Below are 21,306 nucleotides of genomic sequence, written 5' to 3'. Positions count from 1 at the left end.
CCAGGTCCCGCTTCCTCGTGCGCGGACCATTGACGCGCCCGGACCCCACCCCTACCTTCTGATCGAATTTCCGAACTGCGTTCGAAATTGCGAACACCTCGTAGGGAGAGCCGCACGTGACCAGACGCCCCCACACCCCGTCCCGCCGCACCCTGCTCCGCGCGATGGCCGCCCTGCCCGCCTCGGCGCTGGTCCTGGGCGAAGTCCCCGGCCTGCTCGGCACGGCATCGGCGGCCGCACCGCCGAGCGGCTCGGCCACCCGGTACACGATCGTGCCGTTCCTGAACAGCGACGACGGGACCGTGAACGTCTACCAGTCGGACGACGCGAGCGACTTCCGCCTGGCCCGCGCCTCCGCCTACACGCCGCCGAGCAACCGCATCCGCGACGCGAGCATCTTCAAGCACACCAACGGCTACTACTACATCACCTACACGACCCACACCTGGCAGGACCCCAGCACCACCATCGGCTTCGCGCGCAGCACCGACCGGGTCAACTGGACGTTCCTGTACGACCACCCGGTCCCGATCGCCGGCCTCTCCCGCGCCTGGGCGCCGGAGTGGTTCGTCGACAGCGACGGCAGTGTGAACGTCATCCTGTCCTGCTCCACCACCGACGACGAGTGGATCTTCACGCCGTACCTGCTGAAGGCCACCAACTCCGCGCTGACCGCGTGGACTTCACCGGTCGCTCTGTCCGGCATCGGCGAGAACCACATCGACACCTTCCTCGTGAAGATCGGCTCCACCTACCACGCCTTCACCAAGAACGAGACGACGAAGTACATCGAGTACGCCACGGCCGGCTCACTCACCGGCCCCTACACGATCTCCAGGACCGGCGACTGGGCGGGCTGGGGCAGCTACCGCGAGGGCCCCGCCCTCATCCAGCTCGACAACGGCGGCCGGCGCATCTTCTTCGACGGCTACGGCGACGGCACGTACTACTACAGCGACAGCTACGACACCTTCGCCACCTGGTCCGCCCCGGCCGCCCTGCCCGCCGTCTCCGGAACGGCCCGCCACTTCACGGTCGTCAAGGAGACCGTCTCCGGCGGCCCGACCCTGGCGAGGAACGTCACCCGCTCCTTCCGGTCCGGCAACTACACCACCCGCTACTGGCAGACCCAGTCCTCCCTGCTCAACCTCCCCGTGGTCAGCGGTTCCAGCACCACCGCCGAGAAGCAGGCCGCCACCTTCACCGTCGTGGCCGGCCTCGCCGACGCGAACGGCTACTCCTTCCGCGACTCGTCCGGCAAGTACCTGCGCCACTACGACTTCCGCGCCCGCTTCGACACCCACGACGGCACGTCGACGTTCGCCGAGGACGCCACGTTCATCGCCCGCACGGGCACCGCGAGCGGCTCGATCCGCTGGGAGTCGTACAACTACCCCGGCTCCTACCTGCGGCACTACAACTACCAACTGCGGGTGGACCGGGCGGACGGCACGGATCTGTTCCGGGCGGACAGCTCGTTCGTGCCGGTCGGGGCGTGGGCGTGACGATGCATTACCACACGCAGATGTAGGGCTGTCGTGTGAACGGGCCCTTGCTCGTTAATTCTCGGAGAACTCTTCTACAACCTTCTGTCGCATGCGTCTGTCTGGCTAACGCAGGGATGTTCAGGGGTTGATGAAGAGGAGCTCAGAACGTGACCGTGCGTTCCTTTGCCCGGCGGATGAGACCGCGAGTGGAGCGGAGAGCCGCTGAGCAGGTCTGGCAGCTGCGCACCATGCGGCGGCGCCGCAGGGCCGCGGTCACGGACCCGGTGCTCCGCCCGGTGGCGGTGCGCGGCCAGCGGCTCTACGGACGGGTGGTGACCCGGTTCAGCGCCGCCGAGGCCGCCGCCGCCAACCTGGGCCTGGTCGTCGCCGCGCTGGAGCAGGCAGGTGTCCCGTACTTCCTCGTCCCGGCCTCGCGCATCCGCCACACGGTCGGCGTGAACACCGTCGACCGGGAGCGCCTGCTCGCCAGCCTGGAGGAGCAGAACGCGGGGAAGGCGGTGTTCATCGGCAGACCGCTGCCCGGCGGCAAGCTCAAGAACCCCGCACTGTTCCTGGACGGTGTACTGCCGGCCCCGCTGCGCACGGCCCCCGTACTGCGGATCGGGGAGAACCACCTCGGACCCTCGGGCCAGTTGCTCGCCGGACCGGAACTCGCCTGCGACGTCGAGTTCTGGGACGACGGGGCACACCTCCTCGCCTCCGACGACGGGCCCCGCCGACTGGCCAAGGTACAGCCGCAGGCGTCCGAGGACGTCTTCGCCGAGTCCCTCGTCGCACCGCGCAACAACGGCATCACGGACGTACTGCCGACCGCCGAGCAGCAGCCGGTCGCGGTGCGGGTCGGCGAGCGGGAACTGCCGAGCTTCGCCCCCCTCACCCTGCCGACCGTGAACGACGTGACCTTCCCCGTCGACATCGTCTACACCTGGGTGGACGGTGAGGAACCGCGGATGCGGGCCAAGCGGGCCCGCCACCAGGAGCACGGCATCGCGGAGATCCTGGACAAGGAGACGGGCGCCTCCCGCTACACCAGCCATGACGAGCTGAAGTACTCGCTGCGGTCGCTCGCGATGTACGCCGACTTCGTCCGGCACATCTACCTCGTGACCGACGGCCAGAAGCCGCACTGGCTCGACGACAGCGCCCCGGGAATCACCGTCGTCGACCACCGCGACATCTTTCCCGAGGGTGTCCTGCCGGTGTTCAACTCGCACGCGATCGAGACCCGGCTGCACCACATCCCGGGCCTGTCGGAGCACTATCTGTACTTCAACGACGACGTGTTCGTCGGCCGCCGGGTCACCGCGGAGCACTTCTTCCACGGCAGCGGCCTGATGAAGATCCCGGTGTCCCCGCTCAAGATAGGCGTCGGCAAGCCGCACGCCGAGGAGACGGCCACCAACTCCGCGAACAAGAACGTCCGCCGACTGCTGCTGGAGAAGTTCGGGCGGATGACCACGAACAACTTCATGCACACCCCGCTGCCGCAGCACCGTCAGACGCTTCAGACCCTGGAGGAGCTCTTCCGCGAGGACATCGCCCGCACCACGGCGTCCCGCTTCCGCTCCCCGCAGGACCTGGCCATGACGGCTCCACTGCTCTACCAGTACGCACTGATGACCGGCCGCGGCGTGCCGGGGAAGTACAGCTTCCGGTATGTCAACATCAGCCGCCCGGACGCCGAAGGACGCCTGGCGGACCTGCGTCGCAACCGCCGTTTCGACTTCTTCTGCCTCAACGACGTCGATGTGCCGCCCGAGGAACGGGAGCGGGTCGGCGTCCGGATGAACGAGTTCCTCGAGGACTACTTCCCCTTCGCGAGTCCCTTCGAGAAGCAGAAGTGACGGGGGCTGGGGGGCATGGACATGGGGGGCATGGACATCCGTCACCGCGTTGCCGCGCTCGGGGGCGTGCGGGGAGTGCGGAACATTCTGGTACGCCTGAGGCTCTGGCTGTCGGCCCGGCTGTGGGCGCTGCGTGCGGCCCGGCCCCGACGACGCCTGCGGGCCGCCGACCCGGGACTGCGCCGGGTCACCTTCGGACCGATGCGGCTGTACGGCCGTACGGTCGCCGGTTACACCGCCGCGGACGCCGTTGAAGCCGATCTCGACAGGGTGTGCGCCCTGCTGGAAGAGCTCGGCGTCCCGTACTTCCTCGTCCCCGCCGACCTCGGGCAGGGCGGGCCGCGGCAGATCGTCGGCGTCGCAGAGACCTACCGCGGCCGTGTCCTCTCGCAGGCCGCCCGGCGCTTCGCCGGCACCGTCGGGTATGTCGGCGCCGTCAGCCCCGACGGGGCCGTGACGAACGTGGCGCTGTGGGCGGACCGGAAGCTGCCGCGAGCGCTGCGGCGGGCCGCGGTGTTGCGCACCGGCGTGGTGCGCCTCGGCCCGGGGAAGCAGGTGCTCACCGGCCTCGAAACGGGGTGCGACATCGAATTCTGGCGGCACGGCCGGGACTTCGGCACCGCTTCGGGGGATCCGTCCTGGCTCACCGTGCCCGGCAGCCGGCTGCCGGACACCTACGGCACGGCGCTCGTCGCCCCGCGCCGCAACCCCGTCTCGGAGGTGCTGCCGGTGGCTGCGCAGCAGCCGGCCGTGGTGGCGTCCCGCGGCCGCAGCGTGCCGACGTTCGCCCCGTTCGCCGAGCCGGGCATCGACGAGGTGTGCTTCCCCGTCGACGCCGTGTACACCTGGGTCGACGGGAACGACCCCGCACTGGCCGCGAAGCGGCGCGCCCACCAGGCGCTCTCCGACAACGTCATCGCCCCGCGCGAGACCGGCGCCTCCCGCTACACCGACCATGACGAGCTGAAGTACGCGCTGCGCTCGCTGGAGATGTACGCGGGCTTCGTCCGGCACGTGTACCTCGTCACCGACTCCCAGCTCCCGGCGTGGCTGGACCCGGAGGCGGAGGGCCTGACGGTGGTCGACCACCGGGAGATCCTCCCGGCCGACGCGCTCCCCGTCTTCAACTCGCACGCGATAGAGAGCAGGCTGCACCACATCCGTGGCCTGTCGGACCACTACCTCTACTTCAACGACGACGTCTTCATCAACCGCCCGGTACGCGCCGAGCACTTCTTCCACGGCAACGGCATCGCCCGCATCCCACTGTCACCGCTGAAACTCGGCGTCGGTGCCCCGCATCCGCTGGAGCCGGCCCCGAACTCCGCAGGCAAGAACGCCCGCGAGGTGATCAGACGCCTCCACGGCAGACACATCACCCACAAGTCGCTGCACACCCCGCACCCTCAACTGCTGTCGGTCATGCGGGAGATGGAGAACCTCGGCATCGAGGAGCTCGAACGGACCTCCTACTCGCGGTTCCGCTCCACCTCGGACGTCGCTCCGGCGTCCACACTCCACCATCACTGGGCGATCATGACGGGCCGGGCCGTCCCCGCCGACTACCGGTTCCGCTACGTCCAACTGGGCACACCGGACATGCGGCGCCGCCTGGCCCGTCTCGCGGCCGGTGAGGACATCGACTTCTTCTGCCTCAACGACGTGGACACCGACCCGGCCGCGAGATCGGCGGCGCAGGCCGTCATCCACGACTTCCTGGAGCGGAAGTACCCGTTCCCGAGCCGATTCGAAGGGCAGGGCGGGACCGCCCCGTGCACGGTCGCGCCGCTGGTGGCCAGGCTCCCGCCCCAGCCGACCCGGGAGGAGGCACAGCTTCGCGATTGACATGGCCCGGCAGTCAGCGGGATCGAACCGTGTGATTCCAGGTCCGCAGCTTGTCGGGGTTGAGGGTGACCCAGACGTGCACCACATGCCGGCCGACGACGTCGAGGCTGATGACCGCGGCGACCTGACGCCCGTAGCGCAGCACCAGCCCCGTCCGGCCGTTGACCGCATGCGTGTCCAGCGTGGTCCGTGGATGCCGCGCCAGCAGCGTCAGCAGACTCCGAGCCACCGGCACATCCCCCTCCACCGGCCTGACCGGCGCCCGTACCTTCCCGCCACCGTCGAAGAACGCCGCCGCGTCCGCCGCGAGCAACGACGCCAGCGCCCTCTCGTCCTCACGCACACACGCCTGACGCACCGCCCGCACCACCGCGTCGTGCTCTCCCACCGACGTCGGCCGCCCCCGCCGGGCCCGCAGAACCATCGGCACCGCATCGTCCGCACCCGTCACAGCGTTACCTCCCTCGCGCGCAGTTCCCTACGACAACCACCGCGTCGGCCGTGTGACACGTCCGCTCGTCAGGTGTGACCGGACAGGCCCGCGCCCTGTGACAGGTGCCCGCCTGTCACAGAAACGGCGGTCATCCGGTCTCAGCAGTGACAGACCGTGCCGCGCCCCATGCGGCAGGCAGTCGTTCGCCGAGGAGGTCCTGCGTGGAATGGCGTGACAGGGCGATCTGCCGGACCGAGGATCCTGATCTGTTCTTTCCCGTCGGCAACAGCGGCAGTGTTCCGACGCTGATCCAGACCGACGAGGCGAAGGCCGTGTGCCGGCGCTGCCCGGTGCGCGAGCAGTGCCTCGACTGGGCCGTCGACGCCGGGCCGATGGACGGCATCTGGGGCGGCACCACGGCACAGGAACGCGACCGGTCCGGGCGGCGCGGCGGGATCACACCGTCCCGCCCCCGCCGCGAGGTGCGGTCTGTGGTCCGTGGCGAGATGTTGGAGTAGGGCGAGATGGTGGAGTAGGCGCCTTTGGGGCCGCCAAGCCAGCGAGCTAGGGAGCCGGTCGTGGAGACACAGCTCGTGCCGGACGACGGGACATCGGTGTTCGTGCAGGCCAGACCCGGGCTCTTCAAGATCGCCCATCGGATCGTCGGAGACACGAGCGAGGCGGAGGACGTCCTCCAGGAAGCCTGGCTGAGGTGGCAGCGGGCGGACCGTACCGTCGTCCGCAACCCGTCGGCTCTGCTCAGGACGACCACCGCCCGACTGGCGATCAACCTCGCCCGGTCCGCCCGGAAGCGCCGGGAATCCTGTGCCAGCCCCTGGCTCCCGGAATCGACGGACCTCGACGCCACGCCGGAAGCGGTGGCGGAACGGCACGATGCCGCCGAGGGAGCGGTGCTGCTGCTGATGCAGACGCTGACGCCGAGGCAGCGTGCGGTGTACGTCCTGCGGGAGGGCTTCGACTATCCGTACGACCGGATCGCCGGGCTCCTGGGCATCGGCGTCGCCAACACGCGGCAGCAGATCTCAAGGGCGCAGGAGCGGCTCGCCGCGGACCGCCCCCGGCGTCCCGTGGACAGCGTCGCCCACCGTCGTCTCGTACAGGCCTTTCTCGCGGCGGCCCAGTACGGGGACCTCGCACACCTGGAAGCGGTCCTCGCGACGGAGGCGGGGGCGGAAAGGGAAAACGCATGAGACGAAATGGCCCCTGCCGATGGCAGGGGCCATTTGGTGGTTTTCTACTGCTGCCGCGCCATCCAGTCGGACAGCTTGGTTTCCGCGATGTCCGCGTCCGGACCCGGCACGAGAGTCGTCTCCTGAAGCTGGGCACCCGAGTAGGCGGCCTTCGGGTCCGTGGCGACCGTGCGGGGGTCGTTCGCGTCGGCGAGCGTCTGCCGGATCAATTCGTCGAGCTGGAACACCTCGGGGCCCGCGATCTCCACGACGCCGTTGACGGGCGCGCCGACCGCGGTGCGGCAGACGGCCGCGGCCACGTCGTCGGAGTAGATCGGCTGGAACTTGACGGGGGCCAGGTGCACGGTGTCGCCGTCGGTGGAGATGTCCGCGATCCCCTTGATGAACTCGAAGAACTGGGTGGCGTGGACGATGGAGTAGGGCATGCCGGACGCCTTGATCAGCTCTTCCTGCGCCTGCTTGGCCCGGAAGTAGCCGCTCTCCTGGAGCCGGTCGGTGCCGACCACGGACAGCGCGACATGGTGCGTCACCCCGGCCTCGGCCTCCGCCTTGAGGAGGTTGGCCGTCGAGGTCCGGAAGAAGGTCAGGACGGCGTCGTCCTCCCACGAGGGCGAGTTGGACACGTCGACCACGACCGAAGCGCCCTTCAGAGCCTCGGCGAGACCCTCCCCCGTCAGGGTGTTGACGCCCGTGTTCGGCGCGGCCGCGACCGCCTCGTGCCCGAGCTCTTCGAGCTTGCCGACCAGCTTCGAGCCGATGAGCCCGGTTCCACCGATCACTACGACCTTCATGACGGATTCCTCTCGGAGTAAATTCGCTCTGCACCAGAAGAGACCGGGCAGGGGCGCTGTCTGTGACAGGCCGCGGGCGGAAATCCGGAAGGAATGTCCGCCGAAGGAATGCCCGCCCGGCGCCTCGGCTCATTCGACAAGCTTTCCTTCGGTCGAGACTTCCTGCATAAGAGCGGAAATCTCGTCCGGGACATCCGGGATGCTCTCGTGGGTCACACCGGTCGTCGGGGACCACACGAGATTGACGCGCAGGGCGGGATCCTGGTCCGGGTGGTCGCTGCGGTTGTGACAGCCACGAGTCTCGCGGCGCTCCAGCGCCGATTCGAGGGTGGCCCGCGCGGCCATGGCCGCCGACTTCAGATCGAAGGCGTGCGCGAGGTCCTGATAGCCGGCGATGTCCGGGTGCACGCCGACGTCCGCCATCCGCTTCTCGATCACCGAGAGCTCCGCGAGACCCGCACGCAGTCCCTCCTCGTCGCGTACGACACCCGCGTGCTCCGTCATGGTGTTACGGATGGCGCGTTGCAGTGCGCGCACGTTCTCCGGACCGTCGGCGGCGAGCAGGTCGTCGACCTCGGCGCGGGCCTCGGCGACGGCTGCCGCCGAACGCCGCTGCGCGGTCAGGGACTGCGAGTAGGCGGCCGCCGCCTGCCCCGTGATCCGGCCGAAGACCAGCAGCTCGATGAGGCTGTTCCCGCCGAGCCGGTTCGCCCCGTGCAGCCCGCTCGACGCCTCACCGATGGCGTACAGCCCCGCCACATCGGTGCTGTGGTCCTCGGGACGCACCCACACCCCGCCCATCGAATAGTGCGCGGTGGGCGCGATCTCGATGGGCTCGCGGGTGATGTCCAGCATCTGGAGGTCCAGCAGCGTCTGGTAGACGCGGGGGAGCCGCGTCATGATCGTCTGCCGGGGCAGATGGGACACGTCCAGCCACACGCCCCCGTTCGGGGTGCCCCGCCCTTCCTTGATCTCCGTGTAGGAGGCCAGCGCCACCCGGTCACGGGTCGACAGCTCCATCCGCTCGGGGTCGTAGCGGGCCATGAACCGCTCCCCGAGGGCGTTGCGCAGGATCCCGCCCTCACCGCGGGCCGCCTCGCTGACCAGGGTCCCGGCCGCGTTCTCCGGCTCGATGATCCCGGAGGGGTGGAACTGCACCAGCTCGGCGTCACGCAGCCGGGCGCCGGCCTCCACGGCCAGCCGGAAGGAGTCGCCGGTGTTCTCGTCACGCCGTGAGGAGGTGCGCCGCCAGATCCGGGTGTGGCCGCCCGCGGCGAGGATGACCGCGTCCGCGTGGATCAGACAGCGCCGCCCGCTCGCGAGGTCGAAGCCGTAAGCACCGAACACCGCGCCGTCGTGCACCAGCAGCCGGGTGATGTAGACACCGTCGAGCACGGGGATGTCGAGCTGCTGGGCGCGCCTGATGAGAGTGCGCTGGATCTCCAGACCCGTGTAGTCGCCGGCGAACGCGGTCCGCCGGAACCTGTGCGCACCGAAGAACCGCTGGGAGATACGGCCGTCCTCCTCACGGGCGAAGGCCATGCCGTACCGCTCCAGGTCGTCGATGCCCCGGGCCGCGCCCCGGGTGACGATTTCGACGGTGCGGGGGTCGGCGAGCAGATAGCTCTCCTTGATCGTGTCCGCCGCGTGCTGCTGCCAGCTGTCCTCGGGGTCCATCGTGGCCAGCGCCGCGTTGATGCCGCCGGCGGCCAGCGCCGTGTGAGCGTCCTCCTTGGGCCGCTTGCCGACCGCGAGGACGTCGACACCGGCCTCGGCCAGTTCGATCGCCGCGCGCAGACCGGCACCGCCGGTGCCGATCACCAGCACCATGGTGGAAAGACGTTGTTCGGTGATAGCCACGGTCTTCTCCGATCGGGGGATGTCACCCCTTACGACCGGGCTGTCCGTCCGTCTGTGACAGCGTTCCGGCCTGATGGCCCCCGCAGCCGTCGGCCTCAGTCGGCCAGGGACGCCACGTAAGGAGTCAGCTTCGCCGGGTTCATGACCCACATGATGCGTTCGATGCCCTGCTCGGACACGTCGACGCAGAGCAGGGCGACCGGGTCTCCATCGGCCGAGACGAGGACGGCGGGCCCGCCGTTGGCCTCCACCCAGCGGACCTGAGCCTGCGTCCAGAACCGCGGGGCGAACGCGACGAGGTACTTGGAGACGTGCGTACGGCCGACGACCGGGATCTTGGACGCCCCGCGGATGCCGCCGCCGTCGGCGTAGCTGACCACGTCGTCCGCGAGGACGTTCTCCAGCACCGAAAGGCTGCCGGTCCGTGCCGCGTCGAGGAACACCTCCAGCAGACGCCGGTGATCGGTCGCACTGACCGGCTCCTTGCGTTCCGCCGCCAGGTGCTTGCGGGCCCGCGTCACCAACTGGCGGGTATTGGCCTCGCTCGTCTCCAGGATCTCCGCGATCCGCTTGTACGGGTAGTCGAAGGCCTCCCGCAGCACATAGGCGGCCCGTTCCACCGGATTGAGCCGCTCCAGGAGCATCAGCACCGCCATGTCGAGCGCCTCGGCCCGCTCCGCCCCCAGCTGCGGATCCGCCCGGGTGTCGACCGGTTCGGGCAGCCAGGGCCCGGTGTACGACTCACGCCGCATCCTGGCGGACTGCGCCACGTTGATCGCCAGCCGGGCGGTGACGGTGGCGAGGAACGCGGCCGGCTCCTTGATCTCGGTGCGGTCGGTCTTCTGCCACCGCAACCACGCGTCCTGGACCACGTCCTCGGCCTCCGCGGCGCTGCCGAGGACGCGGTAGGCGATACCGAAGAGCTGGGGGCGCGCCGCCATGAACTGCTGTGCTGCCCGGTCGAGGGAGTCTGTGCCGTCCTCGGCGCGCATGGATCTCCTCCAGTCCTGGACGACCAGGCTACAAGCGGGCGGGGCGTGACGCGCGGCCGGGGAGGCCCGCTCTGACACCCCCCTCGACGCCGCCCGAGACCCCCTCAGCGCCGCCCGAGCCGCACGGCCAGCACGGCGGAATCGGCCCGTCGGGGCAGCGGACCGAACCCGGAACCCGCGAGCTCCGCGATCACCTCCGCACGCGAGGCCGGCCACATCCAGAACGTCTCCGTGTACTCGCGCAGGACACCCCGCGCCCCGCGCACCCAGTAGTCGAAACGCGTGCGGATCCGGTCCCCGTCGGCCGACATCACCATGCGCCCCCCGTACACGTGCTGGCCGACCTTCTGGGCCGGCAGGACGTGCGTGGCCTCGTCATGGGGGAGGCGGTCGGGCGGCAGGTGGACGAGGAGCACCCCGCCGGGCACGAGGGCGTCGGCCACGGCCGGCCACAGGGCGTGGCGCGCCGCCGGCGGGAGACAGCCGATCGTGTTGTGGCATATCGCCACGTCCGCGACCTCCCGCAGCCCGGCCTCACTCAGCCGGTAGGGGTGTACCGTGACACGCTCCCTCATGTCGGCCGGCAGGGCCGCCAGGCGCGTCATCAGCAGGGACCGCATGGAGCGCGTGGGTTCGACCGCGTGCACCGGAACCCGAGATCCGGCGAGGCACATGAGCGTGACCCGCCCGGTGCCCGCACCCACGTCCAGCACGCCCCGGCGGGCGGTACGTACGTCGCGGGCGTAGAACCGGTGCACCCGGGCCCTGTCCTGGTCCGCCTGAAGGATGTCGTAGAACTCGGCACTGACCTCGTAGGCGTCCCGTGGCTCCGGGTGCGGAGGATCAACGATGACATCTGGCAGGAAAGGGAGCATATAGAGATAGACAGGTCGGGCGGCCCATTTGTGACAGTGGACTCCGCGGGGCACGCCCCGCAGGGCCACGACACGCGTTGGTAGCGTCGACCGTGCCGCGCCTGCCGGTGCGATGCGACGACCGACCGAGAGAGATGCGATGTCCCCGACGATCCGCAGGGCTGTGATCCCCGCCGCCGGACTCGGCTCCCGACTGCTGCCCCTGACGAAGGCGACACCCAAGGAGATGCTCCCGGTCGGCGACAAGCCGGTCATCGAGCACACCGTGCGCGAGCTGGTGGACTCCGGAATCACCGACATCACCATCGTGGTCTCCGGCGGCAAGAGCCTCATCCAGGACCACTTCCGCCCCAACCCCGCCCTCGTCGAACAGCTCCGCGCCGACGGCAAGACGGCCTACGCCGACGCCGTCGAGGAGGTCGCCGAGCTGGCCCGCAAGGGCCACATCACCTACCTCGACCAGTACGGCCCGTACGGCAACGGCACCCCGGTGCTGAACGCCGCCCGCTCCTTCGGCGACGAGCCCGTGCTCGTGCTGTGGCCCGACGACGTCTTCGTGGCCGAGGTGCCCCGCGCCCAGCAGCTGATCCGGGCCTACGAGCAGACCGGCTGCCCGGTCCTTGCCCTGCTGCCGATGGACCCGACCGAGTCCCAGCGCTACGGCGTCCCGATAGTCAAGGAGGACCTCGGGGACGGCCAGCTGCGCATCACCGGTCTCGTCGAGAAGCCCGAGCCCGCCGCCGCCCCGTCGTCGTACGCGGCCATCGGCGGCTATGTCGTCACCCCCGGCATCATCGACGAACTGCGCGAGCAGACCCGCCGCTGGTACGAGCACCGGACGGGCGAGGTCTATCTGACCGACGCGATCAACGCCTACGCCGCCAGCCGCGCGGTGTACGGGCAGGTCATCAAGGGCCGCTGGTACGACACGGGCAACCCTGCCGACTACCTGGTCGCCCAGATGGCGTCCGCCCTCGCCCACCCCGAGTACGGCCCCCTCCTGCGCGGTCTGGTCGCCGGACTCGACGACGACAGCTGACCGGCCCCCTCACGGCACGGGCCGGTCCGACGCCGCCGACGCGTCCTGCCGTGCGCGGATGAGGGAGATCACCGTGTCCGTCGTGCGGTCGAGAAGACTGCGCCCGTCGGGCAGCCTCTGCTCCGCACTGATGTAGCCGCGCGGGCCGAGGTGGGTCGCCGGATCCAGCCGATGCACGGTGATCTTCCCGGCGCGACGGGCACGGTTCCACCCGCTCCCGCGGAACAGACGCCAGCGTTGCGGGAAGATCCAGGCACCGACCCGCTCGATCCGGTCGTACGCACTGGTGAGCCGGTGCAGCCGCTCGACCCGCGAGAGGTCGTTGGCGCCGTTGTGGAACCCGCCGAGCGTGATCACCACGAGAGGGCAGCGCAGCCGGGTGTGCAGCTCGCCGACCGCGCCGGTGGCGACCTGCGCGCCGCCGCTGTAGCTGAGCAGCACGACGGGCACCCCGCTGCCGGGGCGGTAGCCGGCGAGCCGCAACTGCGTGGCGATCTGGGAGCCGACGGCCCGGTTGTACAGCGGGCGGTAGCGGCGGTCGGCGGCGACGAAGATCTGCATGACGTTGTGCAGGAACAGCAGCAGACCGATGTGGCGGCGCAGCCACGCCCACACCGGACGGTCGGCCAGCGGGTCGGCCAGCGGCGAGTACGGCTGCACCTGGCCCAGCACCCGCAGCTCGGGCGCCCCGGCCAGCACCGCCTTGACCAGCTGACCGCCGTCCCGGGTGTCGCGGACGCGGCGCTTGCCGATGCCGTCCAGGTAGACCAGGTAGGCCGCCGGGGGAGCGTCGGCGGCCGCGCCCCGGGCGTAGGGCACCCCCTCGGGGAGCGCGGTCGTGGGTGTCCGGAAGCCGGCGCTGTAGGCCAGCACCTCGTAGCGGGCCAGCAGCCCTTCCGCGAGCAGGACGGGCCCCAGCACGCAGGCCCAGAGCAGGAAGTCGGTCATGAGATCGGCTCCGGTGCACGGGGCGTACTGAGCCGCACGACCAGGCGCCGCACGGCCTCCACGGCGACGCCGAGTCCGGCCCCGGCGACGGCCACGCAGCCGGCGGCGCCCCACCAGCCGAGCTCGGTCGCCGCCGCGAGCGGTCCGGCCAGACCGCTCCCGACCCCCACGAACAGCAGCAGGTGGAGCAGCGGTCCGAGGAGCGGGAACGCCAGCACGGCGCACAGCAGCAGCGGGGCGACCAGGCCCGGTGTCCACTCCAGGGTGTCGCCCGCCGGAGGGGACGACGTCACCCGTTCGGCCAGGGTCCACGCGGTCAGCGGCCACAGGGTGAGCACGGCGGCCTCGACCAGGCCCGCGCCGATCAGCAGCCCGACCACCAGGGTCCGGGGCATGCCGGGCCGGCGCGCCAGCAGCGGCAGGATGCGCCCGGCGGCCTCCGAGAGCCCGGCGAACAGCAGGAGCACCATGACGAGGGGCACGACTCAGCCCCCTTGGGCGGGATCGGCGGTGAACGGCCGTCGGACAGAGCCGGCCGCGTGCATGTACCGCTCCAGTTCGTCGGCGGCCCTCCGGTAGCCGCCCGCCTCGTGCTGGGCGGCCTTCAGGGCGTTCGCTGCCTTCCGGAATTCGGGCTCGTGCAGCAGGCGTCGGGCGAGTGCGCGGACGGAGCCCTTGTCGACATCCCCGGCACGGATCGACAGGCCCGCGCCGAGCTCGACCACACGGGCCGCGGTCATCGGCTGGTCGGCGCCCTGCGGGACCACCAGCATCGGGACCCCCGCGTGCAGGGCCTCATTGACACTGTTCATCCCGCCATGGGTGATGAACAGCGCCGCACGGTCCAGGACTTCCAACTGGGGGACGAAACGGAGAGGGACGACATGGGCGGGCAGCGGGCCCAGTGTGTCGGGGTCCGTCTGCCCGGTGGACACGATCACCGTGCCTCCCAGCGGGGCGAGCGCGGTGGCGAACGTGCGCAGCAGCCCGGGGTCGGCGCCGAACACCGTGCCGAGCGAGGCGTACAGCACCGGACCCCGGAACCGATCGGCGTCGAACGACGGATCGGCCGGGCGGGCGCCGATGCTCGGGCCGACGAAACGGTAGGACTCGTCGAAGTGCTCCACGGCGGGCTGGAACGCACGTGAGGTGTACACCAGATTGAGCCCCTGACGGATGTTCAGCAGGTCGACCAGCGGCACTCCGCGCGTGTCGAACCGGCGGCGCAGCTCCCCGCGGGCCCGCACATACCCCCGGACGCTGCCGAGTTGACCGCGCGCCTCCGCCAGCAGATCCCACGAGGCGCGCGTGGGGCTGGGGACCTGCCGGTCGAACGCGAACGTGGTGAACGACGAGGCCGCGGGCACGCCCAGTTCGCGAGCCGCGACCGCACCCCACGGACACGAACTGTCGTGGACGATCAGGTCCGGCCCGTCGCGACGCAGGTCGCCCAGCACAGAGGGCAGCAGACGCAGACTCGTGGTCGCGAGCGACTCCAGCAGGGTGACCGGCGTCGGCGGATCGGGCAACGGCAGCTCGCCGCCCGGGTAGAGGCGCACCGTCGCACCGGTGGCCTCGATCTCCTGACGGAACGCCGGAGACGTGTGGTAGGTGACGGTGTGCCCGCGCCGGACGAGCTCGGCCACCACCGGCAGAGTCGGATTGATGTGCCCGTGCATGCCGATATTGAGGAACGCGATGGTACTCACAGCCCGGCCTCCCCTACCACGACGGCTCATACGGGGGTGGCGTGCCGGTCAGCCGAACTGGCCGGGCTGGTAGTCCCCGGCGGGCTGCTGGTTGATGACGTTGATGCGGTTGTAGGCGTTGATGACGCCGAGCAGCGAGATCAGCGCCACGAGCTGCTCCTCGTCGAAGTGCTTCGCCGCGTCGGCCCAGGCCTCGTCGGTGACGCCGCCCGCCGCGTCGGCGATACGGGTGCCCTGCTCCGCCAGCTCCAGGGCGGCGCGCTCGGCCTCCGTGAAGACCTTGGCCTCCCGCCACGCCGCCACCAGGTGCAGGCGCTGCGCGGTCTCACCGGCCTCGGCGGCGTCCTTGGTGTGCATGTCCGTGCAGAAGCCGCAGCCGTTGATCTGGCTGGCGCGGATCTTCACCAGTTCCTGGACCGTGATCGGCAGGGACGAGTCCGCGAGCAGCTTGCTCGCCGAGTTGATGTGTCGCAGCACCTTGCCCGCGAGGGGGTTCGCGAAGTAGTCGACACGCGGTTCCACGGTGTTCTCTCCTTGCCGTTGGGATGGGCTACACACCACTGACCGGACGGGGTCGAAGGATGTGACAGCACGGCATGTGTGAACCACGTTTCACCACTGTCCGCCGAGAACCGTCAGCGGGCGGAGCAGCTGTCGGCTCTCCGTGTTACTAGGGTTTTTCCCGTCCTGGCCGATCGAGACTCTCAGCGTGCCGCATCCGAGAGAACCCGCAGAACACGCCGTCTGACCTGAGCCGACGCCCCGCGTCCCGACCGGGTCCCGGCCCAGGTCGTTCCGGCGGGGCGGCCGCCCGTTCCCCGGGGCGGCCGCTCTCTGCGTGCACTCGCGCGCCCGTGCCCCGCGTCGGACAGACGCCTCGCCCGTGACCACACCGGCCGGGGCGCGGCCGACGACATCCCGCATCGGTAACCGCTGTCGAGGTGACTTGAGATGGACAACGAACACAAGCTCAGGGACTACCTGAAGCGGGCCACCGCCGACCTGCGGCACAGCCGGCAGCGGGTCCAGGAGCTCGAGGCCGCCGCCCACGAACCCATCGCCGTCATCGGGATGGCCTGCCACTACCCGGGCGGCGTGACCGACCCCGACGGTCTCTGGGACCTGCTCGTCGACGGCAGACACGGCATCGGCCCCTTCCCCGACGACCGCGGCTGGGACCTCGAGGCGGTCTCGGCCGCCGCCTCCGGCGGAGGCTTCCTCCATGACGCCACCGACTTCGACGCCGAGTTCTTCGGCATCAGCGCCCGCGAAGCGGTCGCCATGGACCCCCAACAGCGCATCGTGCTCGAAGCCACCTGGGAGGCCATCGAGTCCGCGCACATCGACCCCACCGCACTACGCGGCAGCGAGACCGCCGTCTTCATGGGCGCCATGGCCCAGGAATACCGCGCAGGCGCCGAGGACGGCGCCCGCGGCCTGCACCTGACCGGCAACGCCGGCAGCGTCCTGTCCGGCCGGATCGCCTACACCCTCGGCCTCACCGGCCCGGCCCTGACCGTCGACACCGCCTGCTCCTCCTCCCTCGTCGCCCTCCACCTCGCCTCCCACGCCCTGCGCACCGGCGAGTGCTCCCTCGCCCTCGCCGGCGGCGTCACCGTCATGTCGACCCCCTCCACCCACCTGGAGTTCGGCCGCCAGGGCGGCCTGTCGACCGACGGGCTGTGCCGCTCCTTCGACGACTCCGCCGACGGCACCGGATGGTCCGAGGGCGTCGGCGTCCTGCTGCTGGAGCGCCTGTCCGACGCCCGCAGGAGCGGCCACCGCGTCCTCGCCGTCGTCCGCGGCTCCGCCGTCAACCAGGACGGCGCCAGCAACGGCCTCACCGCACCCAACGGCCCCTCCCAGCAACGCGTCATCGAACAGGCCCTGATCAACGCCCGCCTCTCCGCCGACCAGATCGACGCCGTCGAGGCCCACGGCACCGCCACCACCCTCGGCGACCCCGTCGAGGCCCAGGCCCTCCTCGCCACCTACGGCCGCGCCCGCACCGCCGAACACCCGCTGCTGCTCGGCTCGGTGAAGTCCAACCTCAGCCACACCCAGGCCGCGGCGGGCGTCGCCGGCGTCATCAAGATGGTGCAGGCCGTCCGCCACGGCGTCGTGCCCCGCACCCTGCACGTCGACGCGCCCAACAGCCACGTCGACTGGTCGGACGGCACCGTACGCCTCGTCACCGACAACACCCCCTGGCCCGACACCGGCCGGCCCCGCCGTGCCGCCGTCTCCTCCTTCGGCATCAGCGGCACCAACGCCCACGCCGTCATCGAACAGGCCCCCGCCGACCCGTCCGACGAGGCCACGCCCGCCCCGGCACCCGTCACCTCCGTACCGCTCGTCCTGTCGGCCCGTACCCCACAGGCCCTCGCCGCCCAGGCTTCCCGGCTGCGCACCGCGCTCGACCGCCCCGGAGAACCGCCGCGACTCGACGTCCTGGCCCGCGCCCTCGCCACCACCCGCACCGGCTTCGAGCACCGCGCCGCCCTCGTCACCGCCGACACCGCCACCCTCACCGCCGGCCTCACCGCCCTCGCGGACGGCACCCCCGCCCCCGGCCTGCTGCGACACACCGCGACCGACGCCCCCAGCGCCTTCCTCTTCTCCGGCCAGGGCGCCCAACGCCTCGGCATGGGCCGCGAGTTGTACGACACCTACCCGGCCTTCCGCGCCGCCCTCGACGAGACCCTCGCGCTGCTGCCACCCGGCGTACGCGACGCCATGTGGGGCACCGACGCATCCGCCCTGAACCACACCGGCACCGCCCAGCCCGCCCTGTTCGCCGTGGAGGTGGCACTCTTCCGCCTCCTCGCATCATGGGGCGTACGGCCCGACTTCGTGACCGGGCACTCCATCGGCGAGGTCGCCGCCGCCCACGTCGCCGGCGTACTGTCCCTCGCGGACGCCTGCACCCTCGTCACCGCCCGCGCCGCGCTGATGGCCGACCTCCCCCAGGGCGGCGCCATGACCGCCGTACGGGCCTCCGAGGAACAGATACGCCCGTATCTCACCGCCGACCTCGCCGTGGCCGCCGTCAACGGCCCGACCTCCGTGGTCATCTCCGGACCGGCCGGGGCGGTGGCCGAAGCCGCCGCGCGACTCTCCGCCGACGGCCACCGCACCACACCGCTGCGGGTCTCGCACGCCTTCCACTCGCCGCTGATGGACCCGATGCTGGCCGACTTCGCCCAGGCCCTGTCCGGCATCACCTTCCACCCGCCCCGCATCCCGCTCGTCTCCGACCTCACCGGCACCCTCGCCACCGCCGAGGACGTATGCGAGCCGGAGTACTGGGTCCGCCACGTCCGCGAGACCGTCCGCTTCGCCGACTGCCTGCGCACCCTGGACGGGCACGGCGTACGCACCTTCCTCGAACTCGGCCCCGACGGTGTCCTCACCGGCCTCGTCCCCGAGACGGCATCCGAAGGCAGCGTCACTCTCGCCGCCCTCCGCACGGACACCCCCGAGACCACGGCCCTCACCACGGCACTCGCGGCCCTGCACTCCACCGGCGCGCCCGTCGACTGGACGTGCTACTTCGCCGACACCCCCGCCCACCCCGTCGACCTCCCCACCTACGCCTTCCAGCGCCGCCGCCACTGGCCGGCCGCCGGCGTCGGCGGCGCCGGCGACATCCGCGCCGTCGGCCTCGCCCCCGCCGAACACGGCCTCCTCGGCGCCGCCGTGTCCCTCGCCGACTCCGACGGCGCCCTGCTCTCCGGCCGGCTCTCCTTCGCCACCCACCGCTGGCTGGCCGACCACCGCATCGCCGGCCGCGTCCTCCTGCCCGGCGCCGCGTTCGTCGAACTCGCCCTGCGCGCCGGCGACGAGTTCGGCTGCGACCACGTGACCGAACTCGCCCTCCCGGCCCCGCTCGAACTCCCCGAACACGGCGCCGTCCAGATCCAGACGTTCGTCGGCGCCACCGACGCCTCCGGCAACCGCCCGGTGACGATCTACGCCCGCCCCGACGGCCGGCACGGCGAGCAGGGCCAGGACGGTCATGACGAGCACGCCTGGACGCTGCACGCCACCGGACGCCTCAGCCCCGGCACGGACACCGGCACACCCGCCGTACCCGACACCACCCCATGGCCCCCCGTCGGCGCCGAACCGGTCCCGGTCGACGGCGCCTACGAGACCCTCGCCGGCCATGACTTCGTCTACGGTCCCGCCTTCCGCGGCCTCAGCGCCGTCTGGCGACAGGACGGCGACCTGTACGTAGAGGCCGAACTCCCCGAGGGAACCCGCACCACCGGCTTCGCCCTCCACCCCGTCCTGCTGGACGCCCTCCTCCACGCCGTGGCCCACGCGGGCGACGGCCGCCTCGGTGTGCCGTTCGCGTGGGAGGGCGTCAGCCTGTACGCCACCGGCGCCACCAAGGTCCGCGCCCGCATCGTCGCGCAGGGCGAGGACACCTTCGCCATCGACGTCACGGACACCATGGGCGCGCCCGTCCTGTCCGTGGACGCGCTCACCACACGCCCGCTCGACGCCACACGCGCCGCCGCCTCGACGGCCGACGACACCCTGTACCGGGTCGACCGGACCCCGGCGCCCGAGGCGACGCCCTACGACGGTCCCCTCGCCCTGCTCACCGACTTCGCCGACGGCTCCTACGCCCAGGAGCTCAGCGAGGCCCTCGACGGCGCCGACCTCACCGAACTCGCCGACACCGCACCCCTCCCCGATCTGGTCCTGGCTCCGCTCATGGCCGACCCCGACGAGACGAACCCCCTCGGCGAACTGCACACGCTGACCGCCCGCGCCCTCGATCTGGTCCAGAGCCGGCAGCACAACGAGCGCCTCCGCACCACCCGCCTGGTCGTCGTCCTCCGAGACGACCGGCCCGCGACCGCCGCGGTGCGCGGCCTGCTCCGCGCCGCCGAGTCCGAACACCCCGGCGCCATCGGCCTGTTGACCCTCGGCACCGAACCCCTGGACGGGACTCTCCTCCGCCGAGCCCTGGCCGTCGATGAACGGGAGACCGCGCTCACGGACGGGCGCGTGAGTGTGCCTCGGCTGGTGCGTGTGGGTGGGGGGAGTGGTGTGGGGGTGGGGGTGGAGTGGGCTTCCGGTCCGGGTGCGGTGGTGGTGACGGGTGGTCTGGGTGGTCTGGGTGTGGTGGTGGCTCGGCATCTGGTGCGGGTGCATGGGGTGCGGGAGTTGGTGTTGCTGTCGCGGCGGGGTGGGGATGCGCCGGGTGCGGGTGAGCTTGTTGCCGAGTTGGGCGGTTTGGGTGCTCGGGTTGAGGTGGTGGCGTGTGATGTGGCGGATCGTGGGGCGTTGGCGGATGTGCTGGCGGGGCGGTCGGTACGGGGTGTGGTGCATGCCGCGGGTGTTCTGGACGACGGGCTCGTCGGCAGTCTGACGCCCGAGCGCGTCGAAGCCGTCCTGCGGCCCAAGGCCGACGCGGCCTGGCACCTGCACGAACTCCTCCCCGAGGTCGAGACGTTCGTGCTCGTCTCCTCCGCCGCCGGCACCTTCGGCTCCGTGGGACAGGCCGCCTACGCCGCCGCCAACGCCTTCCTCGACGCCCTCGCCGAACACCGCCGCGCCCAGGGCCTGCACGCGATCTCCCTGGCCTGGGGGCCATGGGGGCTCGACGGCGCCGGAATGGCGGCCGGACAACCGCCCACCGACACGAACGACGATCTCGCGCTCATCCGCCCGGTGACCGCGGAGGAGGGCCTCACCCTCTTCGACGCGGCGCTCGCGAGTGATGAGGAAGCGGTCCTCCCCATCCCCCTGGACCTGCGCGCGGCACGGGCGCGCACCGAGATTCCCCCACTCCTCCGAGGACTCGTACGACCCCGCCGCCGCACCGCGAGCAGCGGCACCGGCGCGCCCGACCTCGTCCGCAGGCTCGCACCGCTCGACGAGGTGGAGCGGTGCGAGGTGCTGCTGGACCTCGTGCGGGGACAGGTGGCGCTGGTGCTGGGGCACGAGGGTGCCTTGGGCGTGGATTCGTCGCGGTCGTTCCGGGATCTGGGTTTTGACTCGCTGCTGGCGGTCGAGCTGCGCAATGGCCTGCAGTCGGTGACGGGGCTGCGGTTGCCGGCGACGTTGGTGTTCGACTATCCGACGGTCGCGGTCCTGGCCGACTTCCTGCTGGGCGAGGTGCTGGGGTCGCAGACGGCGGCTCCGGTCGCGTCGGTGGTGGCTGTTGCCGATGACCCGGTGGTGATCGTGGGTATGGCCTGCCGGTTCCCCGGTGGTGTGTCGTCGCCGGAGGA

Annotated in this window: 16 protein-coding genes; 7 read left to right on the top strand and 9 right to left on the bottom strand. The window is 71.2% G+C overall.

Going from position 1 to position 21,306, the window contains the following annotated elements:
* The first annotated feature begins 116 nt into the window (after positions 1-116).
* The 3 genes from ACFPQ9_RS01610 to ACFPQ9_RS01600 all read left to right on the top strand — a co-directional run bounded on the left by ACFPQ9_RS01610 (position 117) and on the right by ACFPQ9_RS01600 (position 5,197).
* The gene (locus ACFPQ9_RS01610; RefSeq protein ID WP_380845250.1) at positions 117-1,505 is read left to right on the top strand and encodes a glycoside hydrolase family 43 protein; all 1,389 of its coding nucleotides are present in this window, start codon (positions 117-119) and stop codon (positions 1,503-1,505) included.
* 149 nt (positions 1,506-1,654) lie between these two features.
* Positions 1,655-3,352 carry a stealth family protein gene (locus ACFPQ9_RS01605; protein ID WP_380845247.1) on the top strand — a complete coding sequence of 566 codons (1,698 nt, stop codon included), beginning with the start codon at positions 1,655-1,657 and terminating at the stop codon, positions 3,350-3,352.
* Positions 3,353-3,382: 30 nt separating this feature from the next.
* Positions 3,383-5,197 (top strand): stealth family protein, encoded by a 1,815-nt coding sequence (locus ACFPQ9_RS01600; protein ID WP_380845244.1) that lies wholly within the window; start codon positions 3,383-3,385, stop codon positions 5,195-5,197.
* A 13-nt stretch (positions 5,198-5,210) separates the two neighbouring features.
* On the opposite strand, the gene ACFPQ9_RS01595 is transcribed toward ACFPQ9_RS01600, so the two are convergent.
* Entirely contained in the window at positions 5,211-5,648 is a 438-nt protein-coding gene (locus ACFPQ9_RS01595; RefSeq protein WP_380845241.1) for a sigma-70 family RNA polymerase sigma factor family protein, read from the bottom strand.
* Between the two features lie 203 nt (positions 5,649-5,851).
* Here ACFPQ9_RS01595 and ACFPQ9_RS01590 point away from each other — a divergent pair, with 203 nt between their 5' ends.
* Together ACFPQ9_RS01590 and ACFPQ9_RS01585 are read left to right on the top strand one after the other, a co-directional pair.
* Positions 5,852-6,148, top strand: coding sequence for a WhiB family transcriptional regulator (locus ACFPQ9_RS01590; protein ID WP_380845238.1), 297 nt, complete (start codon positions 5,852-5,854; stop codon positions 6,146-6,148).
* Positions 6,149-6,208: 60 nt separating this feature from the next.
* On the top strand, positions 6,209-6,841 hold the full coding sequence (locus ACFPQ9_RS01585) for a sigma-70 family RNA polymerase sigma factor (RefSeq protein WP_380845235.1): 633 nt from the start codon (positions 6,209-6,211) through the stop codon (positions 6,839-6,841).
* A 44-nt stretch (positions 6,842-6,885) separates the two neighbouring features.
* On the opposite strand, the gene ACFPQ9_RS01580 is transcribed toward ACFPQ9_RS01585, so the two are convergent.
* The 4 genes from ACFPQ9_RS01580 to ACFPQ9_RS01565 form a co-directional block, all read right to left on the bottom strand.
* Positions 6,886-7,632 carry an SDR family oxidoreductase gene (locus ACFPQ9_RS01580; RefSeq protein ID WP_380845232.1) on the bottom strand — a complete coding sequence of 249 codons (747 nt, stop codon included), beginning with the start codon at positions 7,630-7,632 and terminating at the stop codon, positions 6,886-6,888.
* 129 nt (positions 7,633-7,761) lie between these two features.
* On the bottom strand, positions 7,762-9,462 hold the full coding sequence (locus ACFPQ9_RS01575; RefSeq protein ID WP_380848322.1) for an FAD-dependent oxidoreductase: 1,701 nt from the start codon (positions 9,460-9,462) through the stop codon (positions 7,762-7,764).
* A gap of 125 nt (positions 9,463-9,587) precedes the next feature.
* Positions 9,588-10,484, bottom strand: coding sequence for an RNA polymerase sigma-70 factor (locus tag ACFPQ9_RS01570; protein WP_380845229.1), 897 nt, complete (start codon positions 10,482-10,484; stop codon positions 9,588-9,590).
* Positions 10,485-10,588: 104 nt separating this feature from the next.
* On the bottom strand, positions 10,589-11,359 hold the full coding sequence (locus ACFPQ9_RS01565; RefSeq protein ID WP_380845226.1) for a class I SAM-dependent methyltransferase: 771 nt from the start codon (positions 11,357-11,359) through the stop codon (positions 10,589-10,591).
* A 139-nt stretch (positions 11,360-11,498) separates the two neighbouring features.
* Here ACFPQ9_RS01565 and ACFPQ9_RS01560 point away from each other — a divergent pair, with 139 nt between their 5' ends.
* Entirely contained in the window at positions 11,499-12,398 is a 900-nt protein-coding gene (locus ACFPQ9_RS01560) for a UTP--glucose-1-phosphate uridylyltransferase (protein WP_380845223.1), read from the top strand.
* Between the two features lie 9 nt (positions 12,399-12,407).
* On the opposite strand, the gene ACFPQ9_RS01555 is transcribed toward ACFPQ9_RS01560, so the two are convergent.
* From ACFPQ9_RS01555 to ACFPQ9_RS01540, 4 genes are read right to left on the bottom strand one after another with little or no spacing between them, the layout of a single operon-like run.
* Positions 12,408-13,346, bottom strand: a complete 939-nt coding sequence (locus tag ACFPQ9_RS01555) for a hypothetical protein (protein WP_380845220.1) — start codon at positions 13,344-13,346, stop codon at positions 12,408-12,410.
* Positions 13,343-13,828: a hypothetical protein gene (locus ACFPQ9_RS01550; RefSeq protein ID WP_380845217.1), complete on the bottom strand. Its 486-nt coding sequence runs from the start codon at positions 13,826-13,828 to the stop codon at positions 13,343-13,345. The genes ACFPQ9_RS01555 and ACFPQ9_RS01550 overlap by 4 nt, the downstream gene beginning before the upstream one ends.
* Positions 13,829-13,831: 3 nt before the next feature.
* Positions 13,832-15,055, bottom strand: a complete 1,224-nt coding sequence (locus tag ACFPQ9_RS01545) for a macrolide family glycosyltransferase (RefSeq protein ID WP_380845214.1) — start codon at positions 15,053-15,055, stop codon at positions 13,832-13,834.
* A 48-nt stretch (positions 15,056-15,103) separates the two neighbouring features.
* A complete protein-coding gene (locus ACFPQ9_RS01540; RefSeq protein WP_380845211.1) occupies positions 15,104-15,577 on the bottom strand; it encodes a carboxymuconolactone decarboxylase family protein in 474 nt (157 codons plus the stop codon).
* Positions 15,578-16,006: 429 nt separating this feature from the next.
* Between ACFPQ9_RS01540 and ACFPQ9_RS01535 the strand changes: the two genes are divergently transcribed.
* The coding region (locus ACFPQ9_RS01535; protein WP_380845208.1) for a type I polyketide synthase at positions 16,007-21,306 on the top strand (5,300 nt) is incomplete at its 3' end.

Source organism: Streptomyces coerulescens, assembly GCF_042657965.1.
GTDB classification, from domain to species: domain Bacteria; phylum Actinomycetota; class Actinomycetes; order Streptomycetales; family Streptomycetaceae; genus Streptomyces; species Streptomyces coerulescens.
Note: the sequence above shows the minus strand (reverse complement) of the source record. Positions and strands in the feature narration are given on the sequence as shown.

Coding starts and splice junctions, on each gene's coding strand:
- ACFPQ9_RS01600 (WP_380845244.1), top strand. CDS start 3,383: ATGGACATCCGTCACCGCGTTGCCGCGCTCGGGGGCGTGCGGGGAGTG.
- ACFPQ9_RS01580 (WP_380845232.1), bottom strand. CDS start 7,632: ATGAAGGTCGTAGTGATCGGTGGAACCGGGCTCATCGGCTCGAAGCTG.
- ACFPQ9_RS01575 (WP_380848322.1), bottom strand. CDS start 9,462: ATGGTGCTGGTGATCGGCACCGGCGGTGCCGGTCTGCGCGCGGCGATC.
- ACFPQ9_RS01570 (WP_380845229.1), bottom strand. CDS start 10,484: ATGCGCGCCGAGGACGGCACAGACTCCCTCGACCGGGCAGCACAGCAG.
- ACFPQ9_RS01565 (WP_380845226.1), bottom strand. CDS start 11,359: ATGCTCCCTTTCCTGCCAGATGTCATCGTTGATCCTCCGCACCCGGAG.
- ACFPQ9_RS01560 (WP_380845223.1), top strand. CDS start 11,499: ATGTCCCCGACGATCCGCAGGGCTGTGATCCCCGCCGCCGGACTCGGC.
- ACFPQ9_RS01555 (WP_380845220.1), bottom strand. CDS start 13,346: ATGACCGACTTCCTGCTCTGGGCCTGCGTGCTGGGGCCCGTCCTGCTC.